The organism is Tunturibacter gelidoferens (assembly GCF_040358255.1).
GTDB classification, from domain to species: domain Bacteria; phylum Acidobacteriota; class Terriglobia; order Terriglobales; family Acidobacteriaceae; genus Edaphobacter; species Edaphobacter gelidiferens.
The window spans coordinates 3,999,756-4,014,756 of sequence record NZ_CP132938.1 but is presented as its reverse complement, the minus strand read 5'-3'; the positions used below and the strand labels follow the sequence as shown (position 1 = coordinate 4,014,756).

Annotated in this window: 12 protein-coding genes; 3 read left to right on the top strand and 9 right to left on the bottom strand. The window is 58.1% G+C overall.

Annotation, left to right across the window (positions count from 1 at the left end):
• Positions 1 to 132 precede the first annotated feature (132 nt).
• A complete protein-coding gene (locus RBB81_RS17500; protein WP_353071527.1) occupies positions 133 to 1,515 on the bottom strand; it encodes an alpha-amylase domain-containing protein in 1,383 nt (460 codons plus the stop codon).
• Between the two features lie 90 nt (positions 1,516 to 1,605).
• Between RBB81_RS17500 and RBB81_RS17495 the strand changes: the two genes are divergently transcribed.
• Positions 1,606 to 2,100 carry an AI-2E family transporter gene (locus tag RBB81_RS17495; RefSeq protein ID WP_183787988.1) on the top strand — a complete coding sequence of 165 codons (495 nt, stop codon included), beginning with the start codon at positions 1,606 to 1,608 and terminating at the stop codon, positions 2,098 to 2,100.
• A gap of 125 nt (positions 2,101 to 2,225) precedes the next feature.
• Here the strand turns inward: RBB81_RS17495 and RBB81_RS17490 are convergent, their stop codons facing one another.
• A complete protein-coding gene (locus tag RBB81_RS17490; protein ID WP_183787989.1) occupies positions 2,226 to 4,016 on the bottom strand; it encodes an ABC transporter permease in 1,791 nt (596 codons plus the stop codon).
• Positions 4,013 to 5,365: a nitrate/sulfonate/bicarbonate ABC transporter ATP-binding protein gene (locus RBB81_RS17485; protein ID WP_353071526.1), complete on the bottom strand. Its 1,353-nt coding sequence runs from the start codon at positions 5,363 to 5,365 to the stop codon at positions 4,013 to 4,015. Before RBB81_RS17485 ends, RBB81_RS17490 begins: the two co-directional genes overlap by 4 nt.
• A gap of 167 nt (positions 5,366 to 5,532) precedes the next feature.
• Here RBB81_RS17485 and RBB81_RS17480 point away from each other — a divergent pair, with 167 nt between their 5' ends.
• Complete coding sequence (locus tag RBB81_RS17480) at positions 5,533 to 5,916, top strand: response regulator (RefSeq protein WP_179584158.1); 384 nt, start codon at positions 5,533 to 5,535, stop codon at positions 5,914 to 5,916.
• Positions 5,917 to 5,996: 80 nt separating this feature from the next.
• Here RBB81_RS17480 and RBB81_RS17475 read toward each other — a convergent pair whose 3' ends face one another.
• From RBB81_RS17475 to RBB81_RS17450, 6 genes are all read right to left on the bottom strand, one after another.
• Positions 5,997 to 6,608 (bottom strand): putative colanic acid biosynthesis acetyltransferase, encoded by a 612-nt coding sequence (locus RBB81_RS17475; RefSeq protein ID WP_353071525.1) that lies wholly within the window; start codon positions 6,606 to 6,608, stop codon positions 5,997 to 5,999.
• 12 nt (positions 6,609 to 6,620) lie between these two features.
• Positions 6,621 to 7,796: a glycosyltransferase gene (locus RBB81_RS17470; protein ID WP_353071524.1), complete on the bottom strand. Its 1,176-nt coding sequence runs from the start codon at positions 7,794 to 7,796 to the stop codon at positions 6,621 to 6,623.
• Positions 7,797 to 7,869: 73 nt separating this feature from the next.
• Positions 7,870 to 9,123, bottom strand: a complete 1,254-nt coding sequence (locus RBB81_RS17465) for a glycosyltransferase family 4 protein (RefSeq protein ID WP_183787990.1) — start codon at positions 9,121 to 9,123, stop codon at positions 7,870 to 7,872.
• 14 nt (positions 9,124 to 9,137) lie between these two features.
• The gene (locus RBB81_RS17460; RefSeq protein WP_353071523.1) at positions 9,138 to 10,391 is read right to left on the bottom strand and encodes a glycosyltransferase family 4 protein; all 1,254 of its coding nucleotides are present in this window, start codon (positions 10,389 to 10,391) and stop codon (positions 9,138 to 9,140) included.
• Positions 10,392 to 10,435: 44 nt separating this feature from the next.
• The gene (locus RBB81_RS17455; RefSeq protein ID WP_353071522.1) at positions 10,436 to 11,536 is read right to left on the bottom strand and encodes a polysaccharide biosynthesis/export family protein; all 1,101 of its coding nucleotides are present in this window, start codon (positions 11,534 to 11,536) and stop codon (positions 10,436 to 10,438) included.
• Complete coding sequence (locus RBB81_RS17450) at positions 11,533 to 13,791, bottom strand: GumC family protein (RefSeq protein WP_179584149.1); 2,259 nt, start codon at positions 13,789 to 13,791, stop codon at positions 11,533 to 11,535. The genes RBB81_RS17455 and RBB81_RS17450 overlap by 4 nt, the downstream gene beginning before the upstream one ends.
• 257 nt (positions 13,792 to 14,048) lie before the next feature.
• On the opposite strand from RBB81_RS17450, the gene RBB81_RS17445 reads away from it, so the two are divergent.
• Positions 14,049 to 14,990, top strand: a complete 942-nt coding sequence (locus tag RBB81_RS17445) for a UDP-glucuronic acid decarboxylase family protein (RefSeq protein ID WP_183787993.1) — start codon at positions 14,049 to 14,051, stop codon at positions 14,988 to 14,990.
• Positions 14,991 to 15,001: the final 11 nt, after the last annotated feature.

Genomic DNA, 15,001 nt, shown 5'->3' with positions numbered 1-15,001 from the left:
TGCTCCCGTTGGTCGCAGGCCGGAGCTGGTGCCGACCAACGGGAGGACCCAAGCATTCCTGGCGCCCCGACCGGTACACGTGTCACGAAGTGACCGCTGCCCGCGCAGGGCGCCCGTCCGGCAGGACATCTCCTAAACGGGAGCGTAGATGGCAAAGCCGCGCGGAGGAGCAGGGAACTCAGAGCTGCCGTCCGCATCCGTGGTCCGTTCATCCGGGTGAGCGGTGTCGTGCCCGTCCCAGGCAATCGGAGCGAACTTCTGGTTGGCCCACTTCGTCTTGACGGAGGTGCCAGACCACTTGTCGCCAAGATTGTTCAGCACGTAGATCAGTCCCGGCTGATCGACCTTGTCGTCTTTGTAACCGACACGCTGCATGATGTAGAGGTCGGGATCGGCGTGGAGGATCTCCGAATCGCCACCGGCGTACTTGTGATGCGCAATGACCAGGGCGTCGATTCCATTTGGAGTCAGTGGACGCGCCAATCCGTTGTTGTAGTAGTCGTACCAGAAGATACTGGGATACCCCTCATGCACCATGATGAACGAGTAAGCCATCATCTTGTCGTTGATGATGGCGTTGTCGCCCATGTCGTGATTGTCGACGAAGGTAGCGGCGTGCATCGGCCGTTTCATCACCACAGCGCCGCCGTCGGTCAGGTTACGCAGGTCGTAGCTTGGCTTGTCGCAGACGTCCTTCAGCTTGTAGCGAAGCGGAAAGTCGAATGCAGCAATCTGCGTGTCCGTCAACTTGTTTACTTTGTCCAGCCAATGTTCAATATCTTCGCCGCCCGACCACATCTCACCAACAACGTAAGGTGTGAACTCATTGCCATCTTTTACATAGCGGTACTTCGCCAGCAGCCCGATGATCCAGGCGCCGAATCCTTTTACGAAGTCGAAGCGAAAGCCGTCGAATCCAAGCTCCTCGATGAGGAAGCGGGCGTACTCGAACATCGCGGTGTAGACGACGGGGTTGCGATGGCAGAGGTGGGGGAATCCAGCGAAGTTCTCGCCTTCCATCATGACCTGCTCGTAGCGGCTGGGATGAAAGCAGTTCCAGTCGCGCGGAAACTTGCCGCTCTTGGGATTGAACTTCGTCCAGCGCTTCTGCCCGTCGAGTGGATTGACCTCTTCTTCGTCAGCGCCGGAGTTGTGGTTGAGCACCATGTCCGCGTAGAGGCAGATTCCGTTGGCGTGTGCCTTCGCAATCAGGGCTTCCAACTCTGCGCGGTTGCCGTAGTAGGTTTTGGTGCCGCCCTTCTGGTCGAAGTCGCCTAGGTCAAAGTAATCGTAGGGATCGTAGCCCATGGAGCTGTGATCGGACGCCTTCGAAACCGGAGGAAGCCAGAGCGCATCAAAGCCGGCTTTACCAAGGTCTTCGACCTTTTCGGCGACGAAGTTCCACCACTCGCCCTCTTTTTTGTCGTGCTTCGGTGCATCCCAGTAAAACGCCTGCATCATGACAGCCATCTTGATCGTGCTCCATTCCAGTGCCGTTCGAGCGAGCGTCTCCATCGCAGCTGCAATGTTCGCATCGAATGAAAGTGGCTTGATTTATAGTTCTGCTTCAGCATGTCAGATGCGCGTGAGGACGGTCAGGTTGGCATGGACATCCGAAACACCAATACGAAGACACATCTCAAGACTGCTGGTGGTGCGCTGCTCAACTGGTGGCGTGCCGCTACGCTCGACGGCCTGATTGTCGGTGTTCTGTGGCTCATCGGGCTTGAACTGATCCGCGTTCCGTTCGCTCCATTCTGGGCGATTCTTGGCGGCATCCTCCAGATCGTCCCAACCTTTGGCGGCATGATTGCGTTGATTGGCCCGGTTCTGGCGGTTGCTTTCAGCGGCCATGACGAGTGGCGCCTCGGGCTTGTTCTCGGCCTCTACGGTCTGATTGTCATTCTTGAAGGTCTCGTGATTGGCCCTTACGTTCTGCACCGCACCACCAAGGTCCCGTGGTGGGCCGCGTTCCTCGGCCCGATTGTGCTTGGCATCATCATCCCGTTCTGGGGAGTGTTGCTGGCTCCGCCGCTGCTGGCGGTAATCTTTGCGTTTCGTAAAGCGCCGCCCCCGCCGCCTGCTCTGCCAAGGGGCTAGATGTCCTGCCGGACGGGCCCACTGCGCGTGGAGCGGTCACTTCGTGACTTGTGTACCTTGTCTGGGTGAAGTGAAGGGCACTGGTCCTCCCGTTGGTCGGAAGATTGGATCCGGGGGATTGTTTACTAGCCGCCTAATTTGTAGCGCGTCTCGGCGAGGCGGTAGAGCGGCCGCCATACCAGTCGGTTGATCGTTACTACCATCAGGGCCATCACGATGGTGGCGAGAAGAAGAATCTGAAATTTTCCGCTGTCCGTCGCCGCACTGATCACCGCTCCAAGTCCGACTGTCTGCAGCGTCTGGTTCTTCAACCGAAAGTACTCCGCGATGATGCTTGCATTCCATGCGCCACCCGACGCCGTTACCAAGCCCGTGATCAGAAAGGGAAAGATTCCAGGCAGAATGACAGTCTTCCACTTCTGAATGGTGGTGAAGCGGAAGAGCGTCGCGACTTCTTTCAGATCGGAGGGGATCGCCATCGCTCCCGCGATCACGTTGAACAGGATGTACCACTGTGTTCCGAGCAGCATCAGCGCGATGGAGCCGATGCCCATTCCGCCACCAACCCGCACCAGCGCCAGCAGTAGAACAGGGAACAGCGCGGTGGCAGGCACAGAGGCTGCGATCTGGGCTATCGGCTGTGCGATACGAGCCAGTCGTGGATGAAATCCAATGGCGACGCCTGCCGGAATCGTCCATGCGGCTGCGAGGATGAGCGCCACATTCACTCTGAGGAAGGTAGCCATCGCACCCTTCAGAATCCCAACAAACTCGCCCCCTTGTACCTGCCGCAGAAGCGTCAACGCCTGCCAGGCTGCATAGAGAACCGCAACCGCCGCGATTACGATGACAAGCCCGCGCAAGACGGCAGACACAATGCCGTTTTTCGCCACCAGGCCTTCAGACTTCGCGGTCTTCGCTGCTGCTCCGACGACGCGTTGGTCTGCGAGTCGTCGATACAGACCCTCCTCCAGAGGAACTACTGTGTGATGCCGCAGGGTTCGCAGTCCGCGAGAGTGCTGCAGAAGATGCAGCAGCGGTGAGCGAACCCGCGATCCACTCTCTACCTGCTCGAATTTGAACTTGTCACTCCAAGCGATGACAGGCCGCCAGACAAGTTGATCGGTCGCGACGATAATGGCAATCATCGTCAGCAGACCCCACGTGATGGCTGAGTAGTTTCCTGTGCCGGCTGCGGTCTGGAGATACGATCCCAGCCCCGGTAGCCTGAAATCGCGTGTTCCCAGGACGAACATCTCGCACGCCATCAGGAAGAACCATCCGCCCGCGACCGACACCATCGAGTTCCAGACAAGCCCGATCGCCGCATAGGGGAGCTCTAACTGGATCAGCTTTTGCAGCCGGGAAAACTTATAGATGCTTGCAGCTTCAGAGAGCTCTCGCGGGATGCTCTTGATAGAGGAGTAAAAGCTGAAGGCCATGTTCCAGACCTGGCCGGTGAAGATCAGCACGATCGCGCCCATCTCAACGCCTATCTGCCGGGTGGGAAAGAGCGCAACCATCGCTAGCATCACGCCGGGCAGAAAACTGAGAACCGGGATCGACTGCAGAATGTCGAGTCCCGCAATCATCAACGGCTCCACTCGCTTGCTGTATGCGGCGATGTAGCCGTAGCCGATGGCGAAGACGAGACTCAGCAGGTAGGCGAGCCCGATCCTTACAACCGAATAGAACGCATACTGCGGCAGCGCGCGCGGGCTCTGCGAGATGGTGATCTCCGGCTCAGGATGGCCGAACCAGTAGCGCGCGATCACGACGACTCCATAGAAACACGCCAGTCCGATGCCGGCGACGCAGAGGTCCAGCACCACCGGCCAGCTGCGCTGCAGTACCTGCGAGCGCGCCAGCGTCTCCCGTCCGGGGATGTTGCTGAAGCTATCCGGAAACTTCATCATGCATCGATCTCCGCCGTGGAGCTTGCGTCTGCATCCTGATGCAGTTTTTCAGACTGAATGAAGCGGCGGCGTGAGGCGTCGAAGTCGAAGAGCTCGGCGTAGCGGCCCCAGTTGATGGCGGTCTCAAGCTGACGAAGGGTCTCGTCTTCGCTGAACTGCTCGTCGAGCATGTCGTGGAAGAACTCCTCGGGCACGCTGCGGTCGCTCTTGGACTCGATAGCGCGCACGATCTGACGAAGGAGCAGAACGTTCTCGACGGCTGCGGTGCGGAAGAGCTCTTTCTGGCGGAGGATCTCGGAGTTGGCGTACTCCGTGCCGGTGGACGTGATCGCAGCGTCGCCTTCTGTAACGGTCAGGAAACCTAATAGCTGCGCGGCATCGACGATCGGCAGCAGGTCGTCGATCTGGAAGGCGAGGTCGTCCGCGAGGCGGTAGATGTCGTCCTTGCCGTTGTGATCGAGTACGAGCTCCAATAGGCCTGCGATTCCGCCGGGCCGCGCGTGTGGCAGCATCTGGTAGTGCATCTGCCGTTGGTCGCGCACCTTTTTTCCCGTGGACGTCTGGGGCAGGGCTGGCGGCTGGGCGTCGGGCTGCGTCAACACCTTGTAGATGTAGTCGACCAGCTGCGTAAAGGAGGTGGCTTTGCGGTCTCGAGGGTGGGGGATTGAGACGCGGAAGTCGGTTCGTACATGGCCGGGGTTGCGCCCGAGCACGATGATGCGATCAGCGAGCTGAACGGCCTCTTCAATGTTATGGGTGACGATGAAGATCGACTTCGTCGGAATGGTCTTGTTCTGCCAGAGTTCGAGCAGCTCACTGCGCAGGTTCTCCGCCGTCAAGACGTCAAGCGCGGAGAACGGCTCGTCCATAAACAGGACTTCAGGCTCGACGACCAGCGCGCGCGCGAAGCCGACCCGCTGGCGCATGCCACCGGAGAGCTCCTTCGGATAGGCGGCCTGGAAGCCGTCCAGACCGACCGTGTCGAGGATCTTCAGGCTGCGCTTGCGACGCTCTGAAGCCTCCATGCCGTGTGCCTTCAGCGGAGCTTCGACATTTTCGAGTACAGTTAGCCACGGGAAGAGAGCGAAGCTTTGAAACACAATTGAAACATTGACCTCGGCGGTTGCAATTGGTTTTTCGTGCCAGTAAACTTCGCCGGCAGAGGGCGCGGATAGACCGGTCAACATGCGTAACAGCGTGGACTTTCCGGAGCCGGACGGCCCAAGGAGCGCAACGATCTCTCCGGCCGTGATCGAGAGGTCGGTCGGCGAGATGACCTGGATGCGGTTCTCGCTGGGTTGCGAGTAGTATTTTTCAACGCGTTCTGCACGAATGATGGCTGGCTGCATAGGAAGTTTGTGAAACTGGAAGCGGCGCTTGAATTTGTGGTGGTTTGTTCGTCAACCACCTCTGCGCTCAGCGTATCATTACCGGGTGGGCGAAATATAAATCCGCCGCCTGCGTACGTCACATTTAAAACTGAACTTTGAACCTTCTACTTTTGGGGAAACTTAGCATGGCAGATTTAACCTCTACCGCAACACCCAAGCCCAAGGTGCTGGTCGCTGACGACGAGCAGGTGATTGCGAATACTCTGGCAATAATCCTCAATCAGGCAGGCTTTGAGGCACGTGCCGTCTTCAGCGGCGAGAAGGCCGTCGAGCTGCTCGAGAGCTTCCAGCCCGACATGCTCATCAGCGACGTCATCATGACTGGCATGACTGGGATCGAAGCGGCAATCATCACCCGCAGCAAGCTACCGAAGTGCAAGATCCTTCTGTTTTCAGGTCAGGCTGCTACTGCGGACCTGCTCGAGAAGTCTCGCGCGCAAGGTCACGAGTTCGAAATCCTCGCCAAACCCGTTCATCCGACCGATCTTCTCGCAAAACTGCGCGGATAGGCTCAGGTCGGCCCGGGATGAACGACGAAAATAGCGGGACTTCGGTCCTGCTTTTCTCTGCTCTAAACAGCAGGACTACCTCACGTCCGGTTGGAAGAGGGGGCGGGGAACTGGCGGCGCTCCTTCACTTTGACTGCGGGTACCCCGGCGTACACGGTCCATGGGTCGAGGCTGCGCGTGGCAACGGACCCCAACCCAAGCACAGCGCCCTCGCCTATATTGACTCCGGGCGCGACGGAGGCCCGGGCGCAAACCCACGCATAGGCCTCGATATTCATCGCATAAGCGATCAGGGGGAAGGCGGGATCGTCGTAGTCGTGGGTCGCCCCGCATACGTACGCTTCCTGGGACAAAATAGCGTGCGACCCCAGCGTCACCGGTGCCGGGTTATAGATCTCAACGCCATCGCCGGCCGTAACCTGGTCGGCGCAGATTAAATTCCACGGGGCCCATATTCTGGAGCGTGGATAAAAGTGACAGTTCGGCCCCATCTTCGCCCCGAAGAGTCGAAGCAGAAATGCTCTCCAGGAATGTAACGGTCTTGGTGACGTTCTATAGAGAATGGCCCAGCATAAGTTCCAATTCAGTCGCCGCAGCCGGTCTTGCAACGAAAAAGCAGGACGCAGGTAGGGATCCACGGCCGTCCCCGTCGGGATATGATCTGCCGCGTTGTAATGAATCTGCTTAGGCATTGGCGCTCCTGGCTACTCCGACTCGACTGCGGTAGGGGTAAGAACCGTAGCTGTGCCAAATAGCCGGATGATCGCCTTCGCGTTCTCGCGCATGTCGTAACGGCGATGGAAACACTGGTACGCCAACTCGCACATACGCTGCCGCTCCGCAACCGTCATGCCGATCCACCCCTTCAACAGTTTCAGCGTCCCATCCGGCGTATCCAACTCCATCAGCCCCGCGCCGTCTTCCGCGATCTCCTCGGCGATGTTTACCTTATCGGCCAGCAAAACTGCTTTTCCGCAAGCCAGCGCTTCGGCTACAGCAATGCCGAAGTTCTCCTGGTGCGATGGCAGGATGAAGGCCTCGGAGCCGTAAAACGCCCCCCACTTCGCATCGCCGGTAACCATTCCCGGCCAGAAAACGCGATCCTTAATCCGCAGGTTCGCTGCTGTTGCCTTCAGCTTCGCGCTCCACTGCTGCTGGTCAGGCCCCGCCATCACCAGATAAAGATCTGGATCGTCAGCCGCAACCTTTGCGAAGGCGTCGATCAACATGTCGCAGCCCTTCTTGCGATGGATGCGCCCGAGGAAGACGAGATATCTCTTACCCTTTGCCTCGGGGCACTTCGCAAAAAATGCCCGTTTCTGCACCTCGGGATCGCCGTTCGGGCCGCTCGCTCCATACGGCACGACATAGGCATTCCAGCGATGTAGCCAGAAGCTCTGCTCCGCGAGCCGCTTCTCCGCCTTCGAAGTAAAGAGCACGCGATAGGCTCCGCGCAGGATCCAGTACTCGGCCGGAATCCAGTACAGCCACTTCTTGATGTGCTTCAACGGGAAGGCGTGCTTGAAGTATGGGTCCAGCATGCCGTGAGTAAACACGACATAGGGGGTATTGCCTGCCAGCGTTCGCCAGGCAGCGTAACCGCAGTACTGCCAAAGCCCATTCACCACCACGCCATCGAAGCGATGACGGTTATCTCTCAACCAGGGCAGCAGCTTGGAGTTGAACCCATAGGTCGTGTTGGTAGGACCAAGCGCGTGGACCGGAAATCCGACATCGTCAAGGTACGGCGCCGAGGGATCGTCGAGCGTGACCACCTCTCCGGTGTAGCCGATGGGCCCGTAACTCAGTAGTACGCGTACCGACTCTGTAGGGCCGCCAGCCTCAGGGTTCAGGGTCCCAATGATGTGCAAAATCCGCATAATTCTTCGACTATCAACTATTAAGCATAGCAGCAGAGGCTGTCCTCACAAGCCGCGCGCACTTAAGTTGTAATCACGTCGACAACCTCCTTGTTACGGCCGCGATTGCTCGTCGAAGCCCGGCAATGTCCTCCTCGTAACTCCACCCAGAGATTCTCTTCAGCCCATGTCCTCCCATGGTTGCCGCTGTCTCTGGCCGCTCGAGGACTCTTCGCAGTGCCTCCGTCAGCGCGTTTACATCGCCCACGGGAAACACACACCCTTCGACGCCATCGGTCAGCAGATCAGGTTGGCAGCCTACGTCATCCGCGAGGATCACGGCACGCCCCGAGTTCATGACCTCGTTCACGATCAATCCCCATGGCTCATCCTGCGAGGGCAAGACAAAGACCGACGCAAGATAAAAAAAACCTGGCAGCTCCGATTGATTGCGAAAGCCACAAAACCGAACTCCGCTGACTCTACTCTGCGAGACGAGCCTCTCCAGCGCCGCCCGCTCCTCGCCGTCGCCCACGATCAGGAGGTAGGGAGTCGGCTCGCTCCCAACCTTGGAACAAAGACTGAGATAAGCCCTGATCAAGTCTTCGCACCGCTTCCGTCTCTGCAGCTTCGAAGCAAATAGAATGACCGGCCGGGACGCATCAAGACCAAGCTCTCGCTGGAGATCCCCTCCTCGAAGACCGGCCTCGCGGCTGCGGCTCTGAAAGTATTCGTTATCCACTGCATACGGCATCATGAACTGCGGGAGGTCCTCGCCCATAACATGACGCCAGTAGGCTGCATTCAGACTCCCAATCGGCAACACTCCGTCGACAAGCTGCTTCAATCCGCTAAAGAAAAGGCGCTTCGCCACCTGCTTTAAAGCACCGTTCTGCTTCCGTCCCAAACGTGACTCCGCACGAAGCAGCACCGGAATCCCCAGCGCCTTTGCGATCAGCATTCCCTGCAACGTGTTCAGCGTCGAGTAGCCATGCACCCAAAGTACGTCGAAGCCGTCTCTCTCTCTGCTTCCTCGAAGCCGGCTGAAGATGCCGTAGTTCAACTGGCTCGTGGGCCCGGTTCTTCTCTTATCCCATATCGCCGGGAGAAATTCATAACGGTAGCCGTCGAGCAGGGGCACATCCCACTTCACGTCCACGCCAAATCCCTTGTCGACGTACTCCTGCACGGAGAAGTTCGATCCAAAGAAGACGGTCAATTCAATGTCGGGCTCCTGCGCGATTCGCCGCAGCAAAGGGGCTTGGTACTGGATCGGATGGCTCACCAGGTAGGCGACCTTCACCTTCTTCTTCGCGTTGTCCTCTCGGCTTTGCTCAGGAGATCTCATGGAGTAGGCCTGCGTTACGCGATGATCTTTCGTGTCAGTTGCGCGATTGCCTGGCGCAGCGCCTGAATATCCTCTTCAAAGCTCCATGCGTTGATTCTGTCGAGCGCGCGCTGACCCATCTGTGCCGCTCCCTCGGGCGTCGCCAACACGCGTCGCAGCGCTTCGGCAAGCGCCTTCACATCCCGCACGGGAAACACATACCCCTCTACGCCATCGGTCACCAGATCGGGCTGGCACCCGATATCGTCGGACAGAATCACGGCACGCCCTGCGTTCATCACCTCGTTTACTACCAACCCCCAGGGCTCGTGGCGAGCGGGTAAGACAAATATGTTTGCAAGATCGAAGAACCTCGGCAACTCCGACTGATTGCGAAACCCGCAGAATCGAACCCCCGTCAACCCGCTCGAGTTGGCCTTCTCTTCGAGCGCGGCTCGTTCCTCACCGTCTCCGACGATCAACAAATAGGGCTGCGGCCGGCCCGTCTCGTCGTTGATCAAGCTCATATACGCGTCCATCAGATCGGAGCAGTGTTTGCGCTCCTGCAGCTTTGAAGCAAACAGGATGACTGGTCTTCCTGCCTCGAGGCCAAGCTCTCTTCGCAACTGGTGGCGTGTGGCAGCCGCTTCCAGACTTCGTCGTTGGAAGTAATCGTTGTCCACTGCGTAAGGCATCAGAAAAAACGGGACATCATCGCCCAGGTAGTGGCGCCAATACTCAGCGTTCAGTGTGCCGACCGGCAGGACTCCATCCACCATGTGTTTTAGGAACTTAAAGAACAGCGTCTTCAGAAGAAGCTTCGGCCCACTCCGCGGACGGTCTCGCAACCACATGTCGGCGCGTACCAGCACGGGGATTCCCAGCGCCTTCGCGGCCACCATTCCGTGTAATGCATTCACCATGTTGTAGCCATGGGTCCACAAGAGATCGTAGCCGGGCTCTCCCTCGCGGCCGCGAAGCTCGCTGAAGATGCCGTAGTTCAGCGGGGTTGTCACCGTCTGCGTGCCATCGTCACGAATCACCGGCAGAAATTTATGACGGTATCCATCGAGCAGCGGCACGTCCCACTTCACATCGACGCCAAAGCCTTCATCCTGGTAGCTGCGGAGCGAAAAGTCCGAGCCGAAGAAGACGGTCAGGTCGATGTCCGGTTCCTGCGCGATCCGGCGCAACAACGGAGCCTGATACTGGATAGGATGACTCACCAGGTAGGCCAGCCTTACCTTCTTCTTCAAGCCTATGTCAACGTCCGACGAGGGTAAGGCCATATCTTTTTGGTTCTCATGCGAAATCTGGCCCGATGCAACTAGGACTACTGTTGAATAGCGAGAATTAGAATCGAAGCAATACCCAACAGCGTTGCGATGCCGCCGTTCTTGATCGCCGCCTTCATCGGATTGGTAGGCAGCAACACGATGTCTTCGGCCTGGAGCACAGGATCGGGAACCTTCCCGTTGATCACCTTCGAGATGTCGACTTTGACCATCTGCCGGGTAGTACCGGTGGTCCGAATAATCCGAAGGTCATTGAATCTGCCTTCATAGCCTGGCCCCCCTGCCAACGCAGCTACCTTCATCAAGGTGATGGGAGAGTTCTGCTGGAGCGGGATTGCGCCCTGAGTCTTGAAGGCCCCCAGCAGATAGACCACTCCAACCCGTGGAATGATAATCGTGTCGCGCGGATAGATCGGTATATTGATGAGCGCACTCTTCGCGGGATCGGTGCCGAGGTCGATGACGATCGGCTCCGCTACTCCATAACGATTGATCGTGATGATATGGCTTGCCGTCGCGGGCAGGCCGCCGCCACCGACGACAACCGTCGTTGCCCCACCGCCATTGCCCGCGGCGCCTCCGCCGCCTGCACCGCTGCCCACCGCTGCCAGCACATCGAACAATCGTCGTTCGCCAATAACCGGCACAATCCCGTGCAACTCTCCGATGACAGTGACGATTTGATTTGGGGAGTCTGTGATCTGAATCGCCACCTGAGGATCGCGAAACATGCCGGCTTCTTTCAGCTTCTGCGCGATCAGGTCCTGGGTCTGATGAACGGTAAGGTTGTCCACCAACACACTCCCGATGAGGGGCAGTTGAACGGTGCCATCGAGACCAACGCGTACCAACGGAGTGTAGTCCGCGTTCCCGTAGATCCTGATCGAGAACACGTCCCCAACTCCCAAATAGACATCTCGGGGCCCCGGAAACAAGATTGCAGGATCGGTTGTGATCGTGATGGGGGGATTCACCTCTGATGTGATTCCAAGCGCTGGGCCGCTGAATTGTGCCTCCGCGAGGCTGCCGCCGAGAGCCATCAGAAGAAAAATAGCGGAAGCAAGCCAGGCTCTGCGCCAGTCGACCTGATACACCTGCTTCTCGGCCTCAGTCCGGAGATCTTCCCGTTTCTGTCTCATCGCTTCGTCTCCCCGGCGTTGGTGTGATCCCTTGTCGAAGCCGTCTGCGACTCCCAGCTGTCGGAGTCCACACTTGAGTAGGAGTAACCCGAATAGCCGTAGTACCCGTAGTACTCCGGTGAATTCATGTCGACCGCATTCAGCACAATTCCAGTAATGGTCGCCCCCGAACGCAGCAGCAGATCTCTGGCCCGACGCACCACATGCTTGCTCGATTTACCATGACGCACTACCAGCACGACGGCGTCCGCCTGGCGCGCCAGAATCACGCCGTCGGTCACCGAAAGGATCGGCGGCGAATCGATCACGATGTAGTCGTAGAGCTCTCCACAGCGCTTGAGGATGGTCTCCATCGCCGCCGAACTCAACATCTCGGTCGGGAATGGCGGAACCGGTCCACTGGGCAGGATGTCGAGATTTGGAATCTCAGGCACTCGCTGTACCGTCTCCTCGAGCTTGGTTGCTCCGGTCAGTACCGTAGTCAGACCGATCTTTCCGTTCAACCCGAACCGGTGATGAACATTAGGTCGTCGAAGATCTCCATCGATCAGTAGAACCCGAGTGTCCCGTTGTGCCAGGATCGCAGCGAGATTGCTCGCGGCCGTCGTCTTTCCTTCTGAGGGCGTTGCGCTTGTCAGCACAATGTACTTCGGTGGATGCCCGGTGCTAGAGAGCAGCAGCGACGTTCGCAGAGAGCGGAACGCTTCTGCAAACTGCGACTTCGGCTGCGTCAGGATTCCTACGTTGCGTTGCGCGGTGCTGAGCGTTGCGGCCTGATCGACCGATGATCTGCGCGCTCGCGGAATGATAGCCAGCGATGGCAGCTCCGTAATGCTTTCGATCTCCGCGATGCTCCGCAACCCGGTATCCAGGCTCTCCATCAGGAAGGCGACCACGATGCCCGCCAGCATGGCAAAGACCAAAGCCGTTATGATCACCGTCGATTGAGGCCGTAGCACAGGCTCCGCAGGGGGCAACGCCTGATCCACAACGTCGACCTCGAGAGACTCCAGCCCCGACTGCACGCTCGCAGTTCGCAGACGCTGTTGCAGGCTGTCGTAGAGCGTTCGATTGGCTTCGTACTCCCGTTGGCGCAGGGTGTACTCCACCAGCTGGTCCCGCAACTTGTAAGCATCGGTCTTCTGAGCCTCGAGCGCTGCGGTCGTCTGGTCTTCATTCGCCTTCGCGACCACGTAATTCTGTTTTGCCTGCACAATCAGGCGGTTCTGTTCCTCATCAATCTCTTTGACGTACTCGTCGATCTGAGCCTTCAGGGCCTTCGATTGAGGGTGATTCGGTCCGAGCGAAGACTCCATTGTGGCATAGTTCGCTTTTGCTCCGGCCAGCTGTCCTCGCAGCAGGTTGAGCTCTGCTGGCGCCGTTCCTGGAGTCAACTCGATGGTGCCTTCAAGCGTGTTCGGATCCATTCCGCTGACAACGCGGTAGCGCGCTTCAGCGATGATGCGAGCCAGCTTCGCAGTACCTGCCGCTCGGGCAAGGTCATCGAGGGACGTGCTGATCTGATTGTGGGTCGGGTCAAATCCAAGGATCCCCAGACGACGCTGCATGTCCATCATCTGTTCCTGCGACGCCTCTACCTCCTGCTTGAGGCCCTCGAGAGTTCCAGAGAGCCAGACAGAGGCGCGCTGCGAGGATTCGTAACGGGTCTGATAGCTTCGCTGAACGTAATCTGAGATGACCTTGTTGACAATATCGGCTGACAGCTTCGCGCTAAAACTGCTGTAGCTGATGCGGATAATATCTGTCTTCGGTACGACGGTGACGTGCAGATTGCTCTGAATACGATGGACCGTGTCCTGCCTGGTTTCTCCGTCCTCCAGACTCGCCCGCGGCTCGGGGCGTGTCTTTTGTTCCAGAAAGTCTGCGTTGTTGGCCAGATCCATCTCGCGACACACGGTCAACATCAGCGAATCACTCTTTATAATCTCGATCTCGCTCAGCAGCTTCGAGCTGGAATCACCGCTGTACTCTTGCACCGTGCTGACTCGGTATTCGTTCGACGAACCCGACCGTACCTGAATTCGTCCGTACGATTCATAGAGTTTGGGCTGGGACTCCGCCTTAAAGATTCCGTATGCCAGGCCCAACAAAACCGCAATGATCAGGACCAGCTTGCGTTTCCGCAGCACAATCAGAGCTTCTGAGAGCGTAGTATCTGTAACCGTTGTACTGAACCCTGCCTGGTTCGTCTCCGGAACACTCACATGCGGCGGCTGCGTATTTTTAGAACCCATTCCCTCTAGTCTACCCGAGCGGCCCTGACGGAAGGAGTATTAGATGAGCTGCAGCCTTCTTATGGTCCAAAAGTGTTACCTGGTCCCGCAGATGACCTGTATTGGTCCAAATTCGGATATCCTCGACCATGAGCCGTAACGCCATCAAACCGATGGCCGATCCAGCAGAATTGTTGTCGCTAAGGCATCTTCTCTCTGCCCTCTCACCTGCAAATCTCAGGCCAGCATATGTTCAATAAGATGAAAGGTATTCATTGATGTCTCGAAGCACTCTCGTCACAGGAGCCGCCGGCTTTCTCGGGTCTCATCTCTGTGACGCTCTTCTGTCAGAAGGAGACAACGTCGTCGGCGTCGACAACCTGAGCACGGGCAACCTGGCCAACCTCAGCCATCTCTCTCGCGATAGCCGCTTCAGCCTCGTCGAACTCGATATCTGCAAGCCCTTCGACACTGGCAAAGTCGACTACATCTTCAACTTCGCCTCTCCCGCCAGCCCAATCGACTACTCCCGCCTCGGCGTAGAAACCCTGCTGGTCGGCTCTGCGGGCACCATCAATACCCTCGACCTCGCCCGCAAATACGGCGCCGGGTATCTCCACGCCTCCACCTCCGAATGCTACGGCGACCCCGAGGTCCACCCCCAGGTCGAGACCTACTGGGGCAAGGTTAATCCCATCGGTCCACGTTCCGTCTATGACGAGGCCAAACGCTTCTCTGAGGCTGCCGTCATGGCCTACCACCGCTACTACGGCGTCGATACGCACCTGGTCCGCATCTTCAATACTTACGGCCCCCGTCTTCAGGCCAACGACGGCCGCGTGATCTCGAACCTCATAGTCCAGGCCCTGCGCGGCGAACCTCTCACCATCTACGGCGACGGCTCCCAGACGCGCAGCTTCTGCTACGTCGCCGATCTCATCGAAGGGATACTTCTCCTCTCGCGCTCCGACGAGCATCTCCCCGTCAACATCGGCAATCCGGTCGAGTGGACCATCCTCGAATGCGCTCGCGAGATCCTCGCCGTCACCGGTTCGAAGTCCGAGATCCTCTTTCAGGACCTGCCACAGGACGATCCCACGCGCCGACGCCCTGACATCACCCGCGCCAGAACTCTCCTCAACTGGGAGCCCAAGATCAGTCTCCGCCAAGGCCTTGAACGCTCTCTCGAATACTTCAGAGCTTGCGTCTCTTCACGATAGCCAAGTAGTGA

Bases quoted from the DNA above. Each gene is read 5' to 3' on its own strand.
- RBB81_RS17500 (WP_353071527.1), bottom strand. From the start codon at position 1,515: ATGGAGACGCTCGCTCGAACGGCACTGGAATGGAGCACGATCAAGATG.
- RBB81_RS17495 (WP_183787988.1), top strand. From the start codon at position 1,606: ATGGACATCCGAAACACCAATACGAAGACACATCTCAAGACTGCTGGT.
- RBB81_RS17490 (WP_183787989.1), bottom strand. From the start codon at position 4,016: ATGATGAAGTTTCCGGATAGCTTCAGCAACATCCCCGGACGGGAGACG.
- RBB81_RS17485 (WP_353071526.1), bottom strand. From the start codon at position 5,365: ATGCAGCCAGCCATCATTCGTGCAGAACGCGTTGAAAAATACTACTCG.
- RBB81_RS17480 (WP_179584158.1), top strand. From the start codon at position 5,533: ATGGCAGATTTAACCTCTACCGCAACACCCAAGCCCAAGGTGCTGGTC.
- RBB81_RS17475 (WP_353071525.1), bottom strand. From the start codon at position 6,608: ATGCCTAAGCAGATTCATTACAACGCGGCAGATCATATCCCGACGGGG.
- RBB81_RS17470 (WP_353071524.1), bottom strand. From the start codon at position 7,796: ATGCGGATTTTGCACATCATTGGGACCCTGAACCCTGAGGCTGGCGGC.
- RBB81_RS17465 (WP_183787990.1), bottom strand. From the start codon at position 9,123: ATGAGATCTCCTGAGCAAAGCCGAGAGGACAACGCGAAGAAGAAGGTG.
- RBB81_RS17460 (WP_353071523.1), bottom strand. From the start codon at position 10,391: ATGGCCTTACCCTCGTCGGACGTTGACATAGGCTTGAAGAAGAAGGTA.
- RBB81_RS17455 (WP_353071522.1), bottom strand. From the start codon at position 11,536: ATGAGACAGAAACGGGAAGATCTCCGGACTGAGGCCGAGAAGCAGGTG.
- RBB81_RS17450 (WP_179584149.1), bottom strand. From the start codon at position 13,791: ATGGGTTCTAAAAATACGCAGCCGCCGCATGTGAGTGTTCCGGAGACG.
- RBB81_RS17445 (WP_183787993.1), top strand. From the start codon at position 14,049: ATGTCTCGAAGCACTCTCGTCACAGGAGCCGCCGGCTTTCTCGGGTCT.